The 15,551-nt window shown below is 61.7% G+C and carries 15 protein-coding genes; 8 read left to right on the top strand and 7 right to left on the bottom strand.

Features of this window, described 5'->3' with window-relative positions:
* Positions 1-211 precede the first annotated feature (211 nt).
* The 5 genes from B9A97_RS18945 to pyrC all read left to right on the top strand — a co-directional run bounded on the left by B9A97_RS18945 (position 212) and on the right by pyrC (position 5,585).
* A complete protein-coding gene (locus tag B9A97_RS18945) occupies positions 212-604 on the top strand; it encodes a response regulator (protein ID WP_084367090.1) in 393 nt (130 codons plus the stop codon).
* Positions 605-628: 24 nt separating this feature from the next.
* Positions 629-1,126, top strand: coding sequence for a putative pterin-binding protein (locus B9A97_RS18940; protein WP_084367088.1), 498 nt, complete (start codon positions 629-631; stop codon positions 1,124-1,126).
* A complete protein-coding gene (locus tag B9A97_RS18935; protein ID WP_244564289.1) occupies positions 1,123-3,360 on the top strand; it encodes an ATP-binding protein in 2,238 nt (745 codons plus the stop codon). Before B9A97_RS18940 ends, B9A97_RS18935 begins: the two co-directional genes overlap by 4 nt.
* A 14-nt stretch (positions 3,361-3,374) precedes the next feature.
* The gene (locus B9A97_RS18930) at positions 3,375-4,463 is read left to right on the top strand and encodes an HD domain-containing phosphohydrolase (RefSeq protein WP_084367086.1); all 1,089 of its coding nucleotides are present in this window, start codon (positions 3,375-3,377) and stop codon (positions 4,461-4,463) included.
* 87 nt (positions 4,464-4,550) lie between these two features.
* Entirely contained in the window at positions 4,551-5,585 is a 1,035-nt protein-coding gene (gene pyrC, locus B9A97_RS18925) for a dihydroorotase (protein ID WP_084367084.1), read from the top strand.
* 33 nt (positions 5,586-5,618) lie between these two features.
* Here pyrC and B9A97_RS18920 read toward each other — a convergent pair whose 3' ends face one another.
* Both B9A97_RS18920 and B9A97_RS18915 read right to left on the bottom strand, forming a co-directional pair.
* The gene (locus tag B9A97_RS18920; RefSeq protein WP_084367082.1) at positions 5,619-5,777 is read right to left on the bottom strand and encodes a DUF3096 domain-containing protein; all 159 of its coding nucleotides are present in this window, start codon (positions 5,775-5,777) and stop codon (positions 5,619-5,621) included.
* 14 nt (positions 5,778-5,791) lie between these two features.
* Entirely contained in the window at positions 5,792-6,322 is a 531-nt protein-coding gene (locus B9A97_RS18915) for a DUF1269 domain-containing protein (RefSeq protein WP_084367080.1), read from the bottom strand.
* Between the two features lie 241 nt (positions 6,323-6,563).
* Here B9A97_RS18915 and B9A97_RS18910 point away from each other — a divergent pair, with 241 nt between their 5' ends.
* Together B9A97_RS18910 and B9A97_RS18905 are read left to right on the top strand one after the other, a co-directional pair.
* The gene (locus B9A97_RS18910) at positions 6,564-7,259 is read left to right on the top strand and encodes an orotate phosphoribosyltransferase (protein WP_084367078.1); all 696 of its coding nucleotides are present in this window, start codon (positions 6,564-6,566) and stop codon (positions 7,257-7,259) included.
* Between the two features lie 97 nt (positions 7,260-7,356).
* Positions 7,357-8,283, top strand: coding sequence for a carbohydrate kinase family protein (locus tag B9A97_RS18905; protein ID WP_084367076.1), 927 nt, complete (start codon positions 7,357-7,359; stop codon positions 8,281-8,283).
* A gap of 57 nt (positions 8,284-8,340) precedes the next feature.
* Here the strand turns inward: B9A97_RS18905 and B9A97_RS30410 are convergent, their stop codons facing one another.
* The 5 genes from B9A97_RS30410 to B9A97_RS18885 all read right to left on the bottom strand — a co-directional run bounded on the left by B9A97_RS30410 (position 8,341) and on the right by B9A97_RS18885 (position 12,539).
* Positions 8,341-8,568: a PIN domain-containing protein gene (locus tag B9A97_RS30410; protein WP_348532406.1), complete on the bottom strand. Its 228-nt coding sequence runs from the start codon at positions 8,566-8,568 to the stop codon at positions 8,341-8,343.
* A gap of 15 nt (positions 8,569-8,583) precedes the next feature.
* Positions 8,584-8,745, bottom strand: coding sequence for a PIN domain-containing protein (locus B9A97_RS30405; RefSeq protein WP_348532405.1), 162 nt, complete (start codon positions 8,743-8,745; stop codon positions 8,584-8,586).
* Positions 8,735-8,965 (bottom strand): AbrB/MazE/SpoVT family DNA-binding domain-containing protein, encoded by a 231-nt coding sequence (locus B9A97_RS18895; RefSeq protein WP_084367074.1) that lies wholly within the window; start codon positions 8,963-8,965, stop codon positions 8,735-8,737. Before B9A97_RS18895 ends, B9A97_RS30405 begins: the two co-directional genes overlap by 11 nt.
* Before the next feature lie 125 nt (positions 8,966-9,090).
* Positions 9,091-10,716, bottom strand: a complete 1,626-nt coding sequence (pgi, locus tag B9A97_RS18890; RefSeq protein WP_084367072.1) for a glucose-6-phosphate isomerase — start codon at positions 10,714-10,716, stop codon at positions 9,091-9,093.
* Between the two features lie 122 nt (positions 10,717-10,838).
* Positions 10,839-12,539, bottom strand: coding sequence for a long-chain fatty acid--CoA ligase (locus B9A97_RS18885; RefSeq protein ID WP_084367355.1), 1,701 nt, complete (start codon positions 12,537-12,539; stop codon positions 10,839-10,841).
* A 266-nt stretch (positions 12,540-12,805) separates the two neighbouring features.
* Here B9A97_RS18885 and B9A97_RS18880 point away from each other — a divergent pair, with 266 nt between their 5' ends.
* Positions 12,806-15,355, top strand: coding sequence for a serine/threonine-protein kinase (locus tag B9A97_RS18880; protein ID WP_179145337.1), 2,550 nt, complete (start codon positions 12,806-12,808; stop codon positions 15,353-15,355).
* Positions 15,356-15,551 lie beyond the last annotated feature (196 nt).

The raw sequence follows: 15,551 nt of genomic DNA, 5'->3' as shown, positions 1-15,551 counted from the left end.
CTTTCGGGATCGCCGGCGAGGGGATTTTCGCCCTCGTTTTGACGTTTCAGCCGGCGCTAACGTTTTAAGATCGAATTAAAGCGCCCATGTCTAGAATTGTAGCAATTTGATTCAGCTTATCTCAGTCCGCAATTGCTAAATCTTCCCCAGGTTGCAGGTGATCCGCGTTCATGAGGACGCGGGGCTGCGAGACAAACCGCGGGGGTGGGGCATGAGCATTCTGATCGTTGAGGACAATGCGACCAACGCCCTCATCCTCAAGCACCTTGCCAAGAAGGTATCCGACGCCGAGATCGTGATCGAAGCCGACCCAATCAAGGCGCTGGAGCGTTGCCATAACGACGACTTCGACATGCTGATCCTGGATCATCTCCTGCCAGGCATGTCCGGCATTCAGCTTGCCAAGGCTGTCAGGATGATTGCCCGTTACGATGGCGTTCCAATCATCATGGTGACCGCGGACCATGCTCCAGACCTGAAGCTGGAGGCGGAACGCGCTGGCATCAATGATTTCCTGACCAAGCCGGTGGAGGCACTGGCCTTTCGGCAGCTCGTCATGAACCATCTCCAGCATTCGCCATTGCTGAAGCGTGCGGCCGTATAGCCGCTGGTTTGCCGGAGATATCAGATGAAGTCTCTTGTCACTGCCCTTGTTACGGTGCTGCTGCTGTCAAGCACGGCCTTTGCGCTCGATAAGCCCAAGGGCGAGGTGGTCCTTACGATCAAGGGCCAGATCGACAATGCCAATGGCGAGGGCGTCGCGCTCTTCGACCGCGATATGCTGTCCGGTCTTGAAGGCAGGCAGGCGGAAATGCAGACCCCATGGGCCACCACGCCCACCACCTTTGCCGGTCCCTATCTCAAGGCTGTACTGGAAGCCGCTGGCGCCCGGGGCAAGCGCCTCGTCGTGCGCGCGCTCAACGACTATGCCGCCGAAATTCCGATCGAAGATGCCTATGAATTCGAGACCATCCTGGCCGATAGCCTTGATGGCAAGCCGATGTCGGTGCGCGACAAGGGACCGCTGATGGTCGTCTATCCCTTCGACAAGGAGCCGCGTCTCTATAATGAGCGTTATTTCGCGCGGTCCGTCTGGCAGGTCAAGGAAATCGAGGTGCTTCCGTGAAAAGGACACCCGGAGCGAGCGGCGATATCATCCGCAATGCCGGCAAGACCACCCTGGTCCTGCAGGTGTTGTCGGGTACATTGCTGTTCATCCTGATCGTCCTGTTCGCCGATATTTCCGGGCGCTTCCGCCAGTTGCAGAACGGCATTCGCGAAAATGCGCTCTGGTCGGTCTATCAACTGGATCGCGAGACACGAGCGCTAGACTACAGCCTTGCAGAATTGCGCCGGCATGTTCCACCGACAGCACCGCTTTACGAGGATCTGGCGCTTCGTTACGACATCCTGTTCTCGCGCGCCGATATCGTCGCCAACACCCAGTTCGGAAAGTATTTCTCGGAGGATGCCCGCGTCACCGGCATGCTTGGGGAGATCCGGGGGGATATCAAAAGCTACACCCCGATCTTTGACCGCTATCGGGCGGGTCAATTGCCGGCGCTGGAGGAACTGGAAGCGCTGGATGAGCATCTTGCCGCGCTCTCGCGCAAGACCTCAGACCTGCTGCTCTACACCAATATCCGCCTGAGCGACGAGAGAGCGGATTCCCGCGCCATCGTGATGGAGCTGGAAAAGACCTCGGCTGTCATGCTGGTCCTGCTGCTGGCCTCCGTCATTTTCCTGGTGGTCACGCTGCGGCGTCAGCTGAAATCGGTTCGCGAGGCAGGCCTGTCGCTCGAATCCATGGCCGAGGAATTGACCGAGGCCTATCAGGCAGCGGATTCCGGCAACCGCGCCAAATCACAGTTCATGGCCACCATGGGCCACGAAATCCGCACGCCGCTCAATGCCATTCTCGGCCTGGCCGAGCTGATGGAACTGTCAGACCTGCCCGAGGACGCGCGCGCCAACGTCAAGACGATCCGCTCCTCCGGCGAGGCACTGCTGGAGGTGATCAACGAAATTCTCGACTATTCCAAGATCGAGCATGGCCGATTGGAACTCGAGGAGCGTGTGGTCGATGTTCGGAGCCTCGCGGAAACCACCGTCGATATCATCAGGCGGCGCGCCGACGAGCATCATAACGTCATCAAGCTGGATATTCCGCAGACCTTGCATGCCTCCGTGGTACGCACCGATCCCACCCGCCTGCGCCAGGTGCTGCTGAACCTCTTAAGCAATGCGGTGAAATTCACCAGCAATGGCACGGTGACGCTGCGCCTTCGCGAATTCTACCGCGACAGCATCCTGATGCTCCGCTTCGAGGTCGAGGATACCGGCATCGGCATCGATGAGGCAGGCTCGGCCAAGCTGTTCAAGCCCTTCTCCCAGGTGGATGCCAGCATCAGCCGCCGCTATGGGGGCACCGGCCTCGGCCTGACCATCTGCAAACAGATCGTCGAAAAGCTCGGCGGCGAACTTGGCATGAGCAGCACCGTTGGCGTCGGCAGCATTTTCTGGTTCGAACTCTCCGTCGTCGCCGCTGACAGCAGCGAAATGCGGCGCGAGGCGCAGCTCTGCGACCTGTCGAAGCATCTGCCGCGCTTGCGCATCCTTCTGGTGGAGGACAATGCCGTCAACCAGCAGGTCGCCACCAAGTTTCTGGAGCGCCTGGGCCAGGATGTTGTGGTCGTGGAAGATGGCGCCCGCGCCGTGGCAATCACCGGGACGGAGCGTTTCGACCTTGTTCTGATGGACATGCAGATGCCCGTCATGGACGGCATCGAGGCGACCCGTCGTATCAAGGAACGCGACGCCAGCCTGACGGATATGCCGATCGTGGCCATGACCGCCAATGCCTCTGACGATGACCGCCTTCGCTGCATCGAGGCGGGCATGGTCGGCTTCGAATCCAAGCCGGTCACCATGGAAAGACTGCGCAACGTGATCATCAATTTCGCCAGCATTCCAAGCTCGGAAACCGATACGGAGATCCCAATGCCCGCCGACACGGTCTCGCGACTGCTGCCCGAAACGCTCCCGGATGTCAGCGGGCTCGATATGTTGCGTCAGGCCGAACTGGTGGACGCCCTGGGAGAGGATGTCTTCCGCGAACTGGTCGAATCCTTCTTCGAGGATGCCGCCAATCTGGTGGGAGAACTGCATCGAGCGCTGGATGGCGGCAAGCCTGAAGAGGTGGATCGGGTGCTGCACACCATCAAGGGTGCCGCGGTCAATGTCGGTCTTTCCGACATCGCTTCCACCGCCAGCGCGCTGCGCCAGCGTCAGACTACGCCGCTTGATGTGGCGATGCTGACCGAAGAAATCGAAACAATGAAGTTCAAACTGGTAGCCTGAAAGAGGACAGCCGAATGCGTATCCTTCTGGTAGACGACAACAATACGAACTTGAAGTTGCTCACCCGGCTGGTCAAGAAGATAGGCGATTGCGAGCCGGTGGCTTACTCGACGCCGGATGCCGTCCTTTCGGCGCTGCCGGAACTGGATTTCGACGTGGCGATCATCGACTACCAGATGCCGGTCTATAACGGTGTCGAACTCTTCACCGAGATCGTCCGTTTCGAAAAATATGCCGATATCCCGGTGATTTTCGTTACCGCCGATGGCGACATGACGACCCGCATGGCAGCGCTCAATGCCGGGGCGATCGATTTCCTCACCAAGCCGATTAATCCGGTCGAATTCCAGGCTCGCGTCCACAACATCGTCAGCCTCGCCCGGGCTCGCCGGCAGCTGGCCAACCAGGCAGAGATGCTGCGCCGCGAGGTGGATCGCGCGGTCGGAGAATTGCGCGAGCGTGAGCAGGAAATCATCCACCGCCTGACTCTGGCCGCCGGCTACAAGGACCCGGAAACCTCCCGCCACACTCTGCGGGTCGCTGCCTATTCCGAGGCGATCGCCAAGGAACTTGGCATGCCCGATCATCAGTGCAAGGATATCCGGCTTGCCGCGCCGATGCATGACATCGGCAAGGTTGCCATGCCCGATACCGTGCTCTTGAAGCAGGGTCGCCTGACGGAATCCGAATATCGGCAGATGCAGGCCCATGCCCAGATCGGCCGCGATATCCTTGCCCAGTCCCACAGCTCGCTCCTGCAACTGGCCTCCGAGATCGCCGCAAGCCACCACGAGCGCTGGGATGGCCAAGGCTATCCCAACCGACTGGTCGGCGCTGACATCCCGATATCAGGGCGTATCGTCTGCATCGCCGACAATTTCGACGCGCTGACGACCGAACGGCCCTACAAGCCGGCCTGGTCCTATGAGCGCACGGTGGAACATATCCTGGCCCGCGCGGGCACCCAGTTCGATCCGGATTGCGTCGCCGCCTTCGAGCGCGCTTTGCCCGTGATCAAGAACATCATGGACACGGACCGGGCTGAGCGGGAGCAGGAAGCGGCGGAAAAGCTCGCCGCCGAGATGCAGGGAAAGGTGGCCTGAACCAGACCGAACCTGACCGGGCGATTTGCGCGCTCACGTGAACATGCTATCGACGCCGGATCGATGACATGAACCGGAGGTGAAACCGTGCGATCGCTGACAATCCGCCGCCCTGACGACTGGCACCTGCATCTGCGCGACGGCGCCATGCTCGAAGGGGTAATCGGAGACACGAGCCGGCACTTTGCCCGCGCCATCATCATGCCGAACCTGGTTCCGCCTGTTGTCACCACGGCGGACGCGAAATCGTATCGCGAGCGAATCATGGCCGCGCTGCCTTCGGGCGATCGTTTCACGCCTCTGATGACGCTTTATCTGACGGAACACACGAGCCCTGACGATGTGGAGGAGGGCAAGAAGAGCGGGTTGATCACGGCCGTCAAGCTCTATCCCGCCGGTGCCACGACCAATTCCCATGGCGGCGTGCGCGACATGGACAAGGCCATGCCGGTCCTGGAGCGCATGGCGAAAATCGGCCTGCCGCTCTGCGTCCACGGCGAGGTTACCACGCCGGAGGTGGATATCTTCGACCGCGAGGCCGTGTTCATCGAAACCGTGCTCGATCCCTTGCGCAAGCGCATTCCGGAGTTGAAGGTGACCATGGAGCATGTGACGACCGAGGATGGCGTCGACTACATCAAGGGTCAGGACAATATCGCCGGCACCATCACCACCCACCACCTGATCATCAACCGCAATGCCATCCTGGTCGGCGGTATCCGCCCGCATTATTACTGCCTGCCGGTGGCCAAGCGGGAAAAGCACCGCCAGGCTCTGCGCAAGGCGGCGACCTCGGGCGATACCAGGTTCTTCCTCGGCACGGACTCAGCACCCCACGTCGATCCCCTGAAGGAATGTGCCTGCGGCTGCGCGGGCATCTACACCTCGATCAACACCATGAGCTGCCTGGCGCATGTGTTCGAGCAGGAGAATGCGCTCGACAAGCTCGAGGCCTTCACCTCGCTGAACGGCCCTGCCTGGTACGGTCTCTCACCCAATGACGAGCAGATCAGTTTGGTAAGGCGCGATGCGCCGGTGTCTTTCCCGTCGAAGATCGAGACCGGCGCCGGCCCGGTCACGGTCTTCGATCCCATGTTCGAGCTGTTCTGGGATGTGGAATAGGGGGAAGTTTAGCCCCCTGTCATCCCTCACGCGTCAGGGGCTGACGCCGTTGAGCAGGTTCGGGAACAGGCCGGTGATGCCGATGATGATTAGGTAGATGGCGATCACATAGTTCAACAGACGCGGCATCACCAGGATCAGAACGCCGGCAATCAGCGCCACCAGCGGCTGAATTGAGATAAAACCTGCCATAAAACTCTCCTTTGTCAGATTGCGATGCTGGAATCGGTTTGGGAGGGCGCAACGCCCACGCGGGCCTTGTCGAAGGCGGCGCGCAGCTCCTGCTCCTTCGATGTGTCGAGGTTGGTGCGAATGATGCTGCCGCCATGGCCGCTTAAGCGATCCACGACCTTGTCGGAAGCGGCCCGGTCGGCCAGGATGAACAGCGCGGCTTGGCCGGGCTGCAGCACGCCGGCGACATCCTTCATGAAATTGTCGTTAATGCCGTAGTCGGTCAGCGCCCCGGCAAGAGCACCCGCGCCGGCACCGGCGGCAACGCCGACCAGCGGATTGAAGAACAGGATACCGGCCAAAAGCCCCCAGAACGCGCCGCCGCTGGCGCCGATGCTCCACATCGAAACCATCTGGTTGAGCTTGATCTGGCCGCGCTCATCCGCTTCCGCAACGACGGCATCCTTGACCTCGACCAGATATTCCTTGGCGAGCTGAAAGAGGGTGGCACGGGCCTCTTCGGCCTTCTGGCTGCTGGGATATCCGATGACGATGAGTTCCGACATGTTGATCTCCTGTTGATGTTTGTCTTGGGTGGGCGGCCGGCATGTTGGACCGCTCCCATGACAGAGATGTGGTTGATCCAGCCCCCGGTTTAGGGCGATGCCGGATTAAATCTTGTTCACCTGGTGAGGGTGTTTGAGAGCCCCCGGATTTGCCTCTGCTAAATCTGCCGCCCGCGCTGGTAAGCCGGGTCGCTTGCTGCTATTGCCCACGTTCGGATGCCGTAACGCGACAGGAGCCGAAATGATCCAGACGACTTTCCCCGAACCCGCCGTCATGGCCGAGCTGATGGCGAAGATGCTTTGGGAGATCAAGGCGGTGCACTTCTCGACCGAGAAGCCGTACAAGCTGTCGTCCGGCATGATGAGCCCGGTCTATATCGATTGCCGCAAGCTGATTTCCTATCCGCGCGTCCGCTCCGCGATCATGGATTTCGCGGCGGCCACGGTCATGCGCAATGCCGGCTTCGAGCAGTTCGACGTGGTGGCCGGTGGCGAGACGGCGGGCATTCCCTTTGCCGCCTTCCTGGCTGAGCGTTTAGGACTACCGATGATCTATGTGCGCAAGGCGCCGAAGGGACATGGCCGAAACGCCCAGATCGAAGGCCATATGCCCGAAGGCGCGCGCGTGCTCGTGATCGAGGACCTGACGACGGCCGGCGGCAGCATGTTCAAATTCATTGACGCTATCCGGGCGGCTGGCGGCACCGTGGATCACGGCATCGCGCTGTTCTACTACAGCATCTTCCCGGAGGCGCAGAAGCGCTTCGACAATGGCAAGGTCCGGCTGCACCACATCGCCACCTGGCGCGAGGTCCTCGCCGTTGCCCGCCAGCAGGCGCTGTTCGACGAGAAGACCCTGTCGGAAGTGGAAGCCTTCCTTGATGCTCCGCTCGCCTGGTCTGGCCGCAATGGCGGCATATCCGACCTCGCGGTCTGATATCCGGGCAGGAGGCTGGATATTTCACGCCGATTGATTTAATCGGTTGAAGCAGACAATCTGGATGCCAAAATCGTGAATGCCGGGGAGGCCTGAAATGATCCTGTGCTGTGGTGAAGCCCTCATCGATATGCTGCCGCGCGAAACCACGCTCGGCGAAAAGGGCTTTGCCCCCTATGCCGGCGGCGCGATCTTCAATACGGCGATCGCCCTTGGCCGCCTCGGCATGCCCACCGGCTTCTTCACCGGCCTCTCCAGCGACATGATGGGCGAGATCCTGCGCGAGACGCTGAAGTCCAGCAAGGTCGACAACAGCTACTGCGCCATTCTCGATCGCCCCACGACGATCGCCTTCGTCAAGCTGGTCAATGGCCACGCGTCCTATGCCTTCTATGACGAAAACACCGCCGGTCGGATGATCACGGAAAGCGACCTGCCCACCCTCGGCGATGATTGCGAAGCCCTGCATTTCGGCGCCATCAGCCTGATCCCGGAGCCCTGCGGCGCCACCTATGAGGCCCTGATGAAGCGCGAGCACGCCAAGCGCGTCATCTCGCTCGATCCCAACATCCGCCCCGGCTTTATCAAGGACAAACCCGCCCATGTCGCGCGCATCAGCCGCATGGCTGAGATGTCCGACATCCTGAAATTCTCCGACGAGGATCTGGATTGGTTCGAGCTATCGGGCAGCCAGGACGAGCGCGCCGCCTATTGGCTGCAGCGCGGCGCCAAGCTGGTCGTCATCACCCGCGGTGCCGAGGGCGCGACCGGCTATACCGCGAGCCACAAGGTGTCGGTTCCGAGCCAGCGTGTGACGGTGGTCGATACGGTCGGTGCCGGCGATACCTTCGACGCCGGCGTGCTCGCCTCGCTGAAAATGCAGAACCTCTTGACCAAGGCGCAAGTGGCCAATCTGAGCGAGCCCCAGATCGCCGCTGCCCTCGAACTCGGCGCCCGCACCGCCGCCGTTACCGTTTCGCGCGCCGGGGCAAATCCGCCCTGGGCGCATGAGATCGGGCTTTGATGTAGGCGCCGGCTGCGGAGTTCGGGTTTTATTCTATCCTCCATGCTCGGTCGCGTGTCACCTTTGGGCAAACGGATTGATTATACGTAGGCGGCCATCAATCACGAGACCGTCCTGCATGTCTTCGGACAGCAATGTTTCGCAGCCGGCAATAATCGCGGATGCCACAATCATGGCATCATACGTGGAAAGCCCATAGCGCTCTGCGACAGCAAGTCCGGTTTCATGCGTTGCAACGGTGACCGGCACGACATCCAGCAACGCGCGGATCATGTCCAGAAACAAGTTCGTGTCAGTCCACTACATCTGCATCTTTCGACGCATGACATTGGCTATTTCGTTGAGCACCTGGACGCTGATCGTCCCGCCCTCGTTGACGACTGCTTCTGCCCGATCAGCCTTCAGCGTATCGCTGGCCGCAAGGTAGAGAAGCACGTTCGTATCGAGGAAGTTACCGGCCATTCGCCTCGTCTCGGTCGAACTTGAAGTCGGGCGGTAGCCGGCCGCGAAATTCTCGCAGGCGCTTCAACAGATCTTCGCGAGTGGGCTTTCGCGCGACATCCAATTCGCGCCAGTCGGCGGCGCGAATTTCTATATCATCGCCTTCTCTAAGGTTCAGCGCTTCGACCACGCTTGCGGGAAGACGCACCGCAAGGCTATTGCCCCATTTGGCGACCTGCATGCTACTCTCCGGTGATATACGATCTGAGAAATGTATATCACGAGGGCCGCCCTATCAAGCAGCCGCCGTGTCATCAGGAAACGTGTAGTCCGCCACAGCCTTTGCCGATGCGATAGGTATGGCGATCACCCCCGCGCCGCCGCCAGCGCCGTCACCAGCCCCTGGGTCGAGCTGTCATGCCCTTCGGCACTCTCCTTGCCCTGCACCACAGGCAGTAGCCCGGTCGCCAGTTCCTTGCCCAGCTCCACGCCCCACTGGTCGAAGGAGTTGATGCCGAACAGTACGCCTTCCACGAATACCCGGTGTTCATAGAGCGCAATCAGCCGTCCGAGCGCGAACGGGGTGAGCTTGTCGTGAACCAGGGTCAGAGACGGGCGGTTGCCGGAAAACACGCGGTGCGGCGCCAGGAAATCGGCCTTGGCATCGTCCATGCCCTTGGACGTGAGCTGCGCCTTGGCTTCCTCGAAGGTGCGGCCTTTCATCAGCGCTTCCGATTGCGCCAGGCAATTGGCGATCAACAGCTCGTGCTGGTGGCGCAGGTCAGGCTCGAAGCCGTTGGCGGCGATCATGAATTCGGCGGGAATGATATCGGTGCCCTGGTGGATCAACTGGTAGAAGGCGTGCTGGCCATTGGTGCCGGGCTCGCCCCAGACCACGGGGCCAGAGGCGGTCGCGACCGGCTTGCTGTCGATCGTCACGCTCTTGCCGTTCGATTCCATGTCGAGCTGCTGCAGATAGGCGGCAAAGCGCAACAGGCGCTGGTCATAGGGTAGGATCGCCCGGCTCGGATAGCCGAGGACCACCCGATGATAATAGCCGATCAGGCCGAGCAGCATGGGCAGGTTTTGGGCGAAGGGCGCTTCGCGGAAATGCCGGTCCATCGCATGGCCGCCATCGAGGAATTCGCCGAAATGCTTGGGGCCGATGGCGATCATCACAGGCAGGCCAATCGCCGACCAGATCGAGTAACGACCGCCGACCCAGTCCCAGAAGCCGAACACCCGGTCTGCCGCAATGCCGAAGGCGGCGACCTTGTCGAGCGCCGTCGAGACAGCCGCGAAGTGATGTCCAACGGCAGCCTCGCCCAGCGCATCGGCCACGAATTTCCGCGACGTCTGCGCATTGGTCATGGTCTCGATGGTCGTGAAGGTCTTGGATGCGACGATGAACAGCGTCGTTTCCGCCGGGAGCAGCTTCAGCGTATCAGCAATATGGGCGCCATCGATGTTGGAAACGAAATGCAGCCGCGGCCCGTCGTGATAGGGGGCGAGCGCCAGCGTCGCCATGACGGGGCCGAGATCGGAACCACCAATGCCGATATTGACGACATCCGTGATCGCCTTGCCGGTCGCGCCCTTCAGCGCGCCGCTGCGGATACCCTCAGCAAATGCGCCCATGGCATCGAGAACCGCGTTGACCTCGGGCATCACGTCCTTGCCATCGACGAGGACAGGCGTGTTGGAGCGGTTGCGCAGCGCCGTGTGCAGCACCGCCCGATCCTCGGTGAAGTTGATCGCGACGCCGGAGAACATCGCTTCGCGCTTGGCAGCAACACCGCCGACCTCGGCCAGCTTTTTCAGCAGGCCGAGGATGTCGGCGTTGATGGCGCATTTGGAATAGTCGAGCAGCAGGTCATCAAGCCGGGCGCTGAAACGGTCGAAGCGCTGTGGATCAGCCGCAAAAGCCGCGCGCAAATCCGTTGCGTGCGTGCGTGCCGCCACTTGCTTCAGTTCGTCAATGATCGCCTGCATCCGTCTGACCTCCGGTCCCAATTCGGCCCGCAAGGTAGTCGTTTTGACTGACGTAAATCAAGTTGCGCAAAGCAAAATTTCCGCCGCCCGGTCAGGGGCGACGGATCGTAGGAAAGCGTCTGTCAGCCGCGCAGATCTTTGCGCAGGATCTTGCCGACATTGGACTTCGGCAGACTGTCACGGAACTCGATGAAACGCGGTCGCTTGTAGTTGGTCAGGTTTTCGGCGCAGTGGGCCTTCACGTCCGCTTCCGTCAGGTTCGGGTCCTTCTTCACCACGAACAGCTTCACGGCTTCGCCGGAATGAGCATCGGGAACGCCAATCGCCGCGCATTCCAGCACGCCCGGATGCATGGCCGCAACTTCCTCCACCTCGTTCGGATAGACGTTGAAGCCGGAAACCAGGATCATGTCCTTCTTGCGGTCGACGATCTTCACATAGCCGCGCTCGTCCATGTAGCCCATGTCGCCGGAGCGGAAGAAGCCGTCCGCCGTCATCACCTTGGCGGTTTCTTCCGGCCGCTCCCAATAGCCGGCCATGACCTGCGGCCCGCGAATGCAGATCTCGCCCACCTCGCCGATCGGCAACGTCTGCCCGTCCTCGTCGCGGATCTCGATGTCGGTGGAGGGCAGCGGCAGGCCGATCATGCCGGAGAATTCGGTCGCATCCAGCCGGTTCACGGTGGCCACCGGCGAGGTTTCCGAAAGACCATAGCCCTCGGTGATCCCGCAGCCCGTCATTTCGCGCCAACGCTCTGCAACTGGCCGCTGCACCGCCATGCCGCCGCCCAGCACCAGCAGCATTGAGGAGAAGTCGAGCGACTTGAAGTCCGGGTTATTCATCAGCGCATTGAACAGCGTGTTGAGGCCGGGGAAGACATGCGCCTTGTGCTGGGAAAGTTCCTTCACGAAGGCCGGGATATCGCGCGGATTGGCGATCAGGATGTTGTGGCCGCCTGTCGCCAGCCCCATCAGCGAATTCACTGTCAGGGCGAAGATGTGATAGAGCGGCAGCGCGCAGATGAAGGTCAGAACCTCCGGCCGCTTCTTGTTCTGGAAGATCGCGTCGAGCCAGACCTCGATCTGCGCCGCGTTCGACAGCAGGTTGGCATGGGTCAGCGTCGCGCCCTTGGAAACCCCTGTCGTGCCGCCGGTATATTGCAGGAAGGCGACGTCTGAAGGCCCCGTCGCCACCGGCTTCAGCGTGTGCCGCGCGCCCTCTGCCAGCACCTTGTTGAAGGCATGATGGCTGCTGATCGACCAGGCCGGCACCAGCTTCTTCACCTTGCGCACGACGAAATTGACGATATGGCCCTTCAGCCCCAGCATGTCACCCATGGTGGCCACGACGACATGCTTCACCGGAGTGCGCGACAGCACCTGCTCGACCGTGTGGGCGAAATTCTCCAGCACGAATATCGCCTTGGAGCCTGAATCCTTTAACTGATGCTCCAGCTCGCGCGGCGTGTAGAGCGGGTTGACGTTCACGACGATCAGGCCGGCACGCAGGATGCCATAGACGATGACGGGGTTCTGCAGGATGTTCGGCGTCATGACGGCAACGCGGTCGCCCTTGACCAGCCCCTTGGCCTGCAGCCAGGCGCCGATCTTGCGCGACTGTGCCTCCAGTTCGCGGAAGGTCATGCCCCGGCCCATGCTGGAAAAGGCGAGCCTGTCGGCAAACTTGTTGCAGCTATGTTCGAACATGGCCCCAAGCGACGCATGCGCCAGCGGCGGAATGTCCGCCGGCACGCTGGCAGGATAGGAAGCCAGCCAGATCTTCTCGGTGGCGCGTCCGCTTGCGCGGCTTGTAAGGTCGCTCATGTGTTCCTCCTGCTTTTTTTCGCTTCCGGCTGCCAAGCGCTCAGCCGACGGAAGCGCCTCCATGCTCCCCTTGAACCACGAGATTAGGCGTTTGCCGCCGCGGTTCAAGCGCGAATAGAGATATATAACCTTAACGTAAACGTCAATAAACGTCCCGGCGGTGCTGGCCGTGGTTCCACGAGCGGCTTTCCTGTCGAGCCTCACGCAAGCCTTGGTCGTTATCGCTGCGGGTCACGCGTTGAATGACTGCTCGCGGAGGCGGACCGATGAACGTAATGAACGCCGACTGGCAAATGGTGCAGGACCTGTTTGAGGAGCTGGTGGACGCCCCCCCGGCCGAGCGGGAGCGCCGCATGGCGGCCTATGCCCCAAGCCCCGAGGTGATGGCCGAAGCGCTGGCGCTGTTTGCCGCGAACGAAGCGCTGTCCGGCGCTACCGGTAGTGAGAAGGCGGCAGACGATGCCAAGCCATCGCAAGCCGCCGCCGCGATCAAGCTCGAACCTGATCAGGCTGCTGCGCCGGTGCCGGCTCCCGAACCCATGGCTGCGCCTTCCTCCCCTGCAGCACCGCCGCTAAAGGGGTCCATTCCGCTAGGCACCATGCTCGGCGCCTATCGCATCAAGGCGCTGATCACCAAGACCGAGCGCGGCGAACTCTACAGCGCGCGCCGCGCCGATGGCGCCGAGGATGGCCGCGTCATGGTGCGGCTGCTGCCGATCCAGTATGTCGCCCGCTTCGATGCCGCGCGGCCTGATCGCCAATTGCTGATAGGTCTTGAACATCCCGCGATTGCGCGCCTCCTTCAAGGTGGCAAGATGCCGGACGGGCGACCCTATCTGGTCTCTGACTTTGTCGAAGGCGAAGAGCTGCTTGCCTATGTCAAGCGCAAGAAGCTCAGCCTCGCCAATCGCCTGCGCCTGATGCTGGATATTTGCGCGGCCGTGGGCTTCGGACACCGCAATCTCATGGTCCATCAGGATATCAAGCCGTCGCACATCATGGTGACGCCGGCCGGCAAGATCAGGCTCGTGGATTTTGGCCTGGCGCCGATGCTGGGCAATCATGCACCGAACGAGGAGCGGGCCGTCTCCGTCTCGACGGAAGCCTATGCCGCACCGGAATATCTGAAGGGCGCCCGCGCGACTGTCGTCACGGATGTCTATGCGCTCGGCGCTGTCCTGTTCGAGTTGCTGACCGGCGTCGCACCCTGGATGACCGGCGGCAAGGACTCCTCGCCCTCCGCAGCGCGCCTGCTGAACAACGAGCCTCTCTCTGCAAGCACGGTCAAGGCCGTCGAACCCACTGTTGTCCCGATTGAACCGACCAGGCTGATCGGCGATCTCGATGCCATCTTGGCCAAGGCTATGCGCTATGACCCGGCTCACCGCTACGAAAGCGTCTCGGCCTTGTCCGAGGATATCCTCCGCGCCATGGCTCACCGCCCTGTCGTCGCCCGTCGCGGCGGCATGGTTTATCGCGCCGGGCGCTTCCTTCGTCGCAACCGGCTGGCACTGATTGCCACCGCTGCCATCGCGATTGTCGGCGGTGGAGCCACGTTTGGCGCCGGCAGCCTCTATCTCGGCGCCCGCGGTTCGGATGAGCAGGTGCAACTGGCCCGCGTCGAAACCGCGCGTGACCTGATGACGCTGGTCTTCCGCTCGGCCGCGTCAGGCCAGGTCGCCGGCTTCGGCAGCGTCCGCGAGGTGCTGGATCGCACAGTGGCACAGGTCGAAAGCGAACCGGCCAATTCCGCCCTGTCGCCTGATCTTCTGCTCGCCGTCGGATCGACATTCCTTGAACTGGAGGAATATGACGGCGCTTCGACCATGCTGCAGCGTTACCGGGCCTCAGCGGAGGCGACTGGCGATGCCGCCGGCGCGGCGCAGGCCAACCTGCTTTTGGGCGCAGCGGCGGTCGGCACCGGCGACAATGAAGATGCGACGCTCCTGCTGGATGCGGCACAGGCCTATTGGCAGTCGTCGCCGCGCCGCTACCTGGAAGAACTGGCCATGGTGGATGGTCACCGTGCAACGCTGCTCGGCAAGACCGGCCGCCGTGCGGAAGGCATTGCCATGCTGCGGGATGCCATCGCCCGGCTCGACCAGGTCGGCCACGGCCAGACCCAGACGGCAGCTTTCCTGCAGCAAAATCTCGGCGTCCAGTTGATGGAAGCCGGCCAACTTGCCGAGGCCGGCCAGGCCTTCGACAAGGCCACCGCCACCCTGGAGGCGCTTGGACGGGCCAATGCGCCTATTGCCATGACGCTCGACGCCAACAAGGCCCTGCTGGCCTATGCCGGCGGGAACTGGGCGGAAGCCGCCAAGCGCTGGGAAGAGGCGATCTCCCGCCGCCGCAATCTCTATGGTCCATCCGATGCGCTCGCCGCCACCACCCTGTCCTTCGGTCGCGCGCTGCTGGCGCGGGGTGAGCCGCTTCAGGCGCGCCTGCGTTTCAACGACGCGCTGTCGATGACGACGGGCGGCACCAGCCAGAGCACCACGGTCTATGCCATGCTGCTGCAGAGCAGGGGGCTTGCCAATCTTGGCGCCGGCGATCTCCGGGCCGCCGAGCAGGACCTGACCCAGGCGCTTGACGTCGCCGAAAAGCTGTTTGGCGAAAAGAGCCTATATTACGGCATGGCGGTGATGGCCCATGCCGAAATGAGCTTCATGCGTCGCGACATCGAGCAGGCGCGTCAGGACATCGCCATCGCCGAGCCGATCTTCGCCGCCGCCGGCGCTGCCGGTCAGGAGCAGCAGAAGGCGCTGATGTCGATCAAGAAGATCATCGATGCAGCCGGACACATCTCCGGCTGATGCCAGTCCGCTCTGCATAAACGAAAACAGCCCGGTCAAGCCGGGCTGTCAGACTGCTGATAAAGGCGCGGCAATCTGTTTTCCGTCATGGTCGGGCTTGACCCACTGCTGTCCGGTTTAATTTCCGGTCCATTTGAAGACCAACTGGTTGTGGTTTTTGGGTTTGTCTGGCGGGGGTCTGAGGAGGTGATCGGTG

Source organism: Rhizobium sp. RU36D (genome assembly GCF_900176345.1).
Taxonomy (GTDB): domain Bacteria; phylum Pseudomonadota; class Alphaproteobacteria; order Rhizobiales; family Rhizobiaceae; genus Allorhizobium.
Note: the sequence above shows the minus strand (reverse complement) of the source record. Positions and strands in the feature narration are given on the sequence as shown.

Excerpts from the sequence above, each read along its gene's own strand:
- B9A97_RS18895 (WP_084367074.1), bottom strand. The coding sequence starts at position 8,965 with ATGCAGGTCGCCAAATGGGGCAATAGCCTTGCGGTGCGTCTTCCCGCA.
- B9A97_RS18945 (WP_084367090.1), top strand. The coding sequence starts at position 212 with ATGAGCATTCTGATCGTTGAGGACAATGCGACCAACGCCCTCATCCTC.
- B9A97_RS18915 (WP_084367080.1), bottom strand. The coding sequence starts at position 6,322 with ATGTCGGAACTCATCGTCATCGGATATCCCAGCAGCCAGAAGGCCGAA.
- B9A97_RS18930 (WP_084367086.1), top strand. The coding sequence starts at position 3,375 with ATGCGTATCCTTCTGGTAGACGACAACAATACGAACTTGAAGTTGCTC.
- B9A97_RS18905 (WP_084367076.1), top strand. The coding sequence starts at position 7,357 with ATGATCCTGTGCTGTGGTGAAGCCCTCATCGATATGCTGCCGCGCGAA.
- B9A97_RS18885 (WP_084367355.1), bottom strand. The coding sequence starts at position 12,539 with ATGAGCGACCTTACAAGCCGCGCAAGCGGACGCGCCACCGAGAAGATC.
- B9A97_RS18880 (WP_179145337.1), top strand. The coding sequence starts at position 12,806 with ATGAACGTAATGAACGCCGACTGGCAAATGGTGCAGGACCTGTTTGAG.
- B9A97_RS18910 (WP_084367078.1), top strand. The coding sequence starts at position 6,564 with ATGATCCAGACGACTTTCCCCGAACCCGCCGTCATGGCCGAGCTGATG.
- B9A97_RS30405 (WP_348532405.1), bottom strand. The coding sequence starts at position 8,745 with ATGGCCGGTAACTTCCTCGATACGAACGTGCTTCTCTACCTTGCGGCC.
- pgi (WP_084367072.1), bottom strand. The coding sequence starts at position 10,716 with ATGCAGGCGATCATTGACGAACTGAAGCAAGTGGCGGCACGCACGCAC.
- B9A97_RS18920 (WP_084367082.1), bottom strand. The coding sequence starts at position 5,777 with ATGGCAGGTTTTATCTCAATTCAGCCGCTGGTGGCGCTGATTGCCGGC.
- B9A97_RS18940 (WP_084367088.1), top strand. The coding sequence starts at position 629 with ATGAAGTCTCTTGTCACTGCCCTTGTTACGGTGCTGCTGCTGTCAAGC.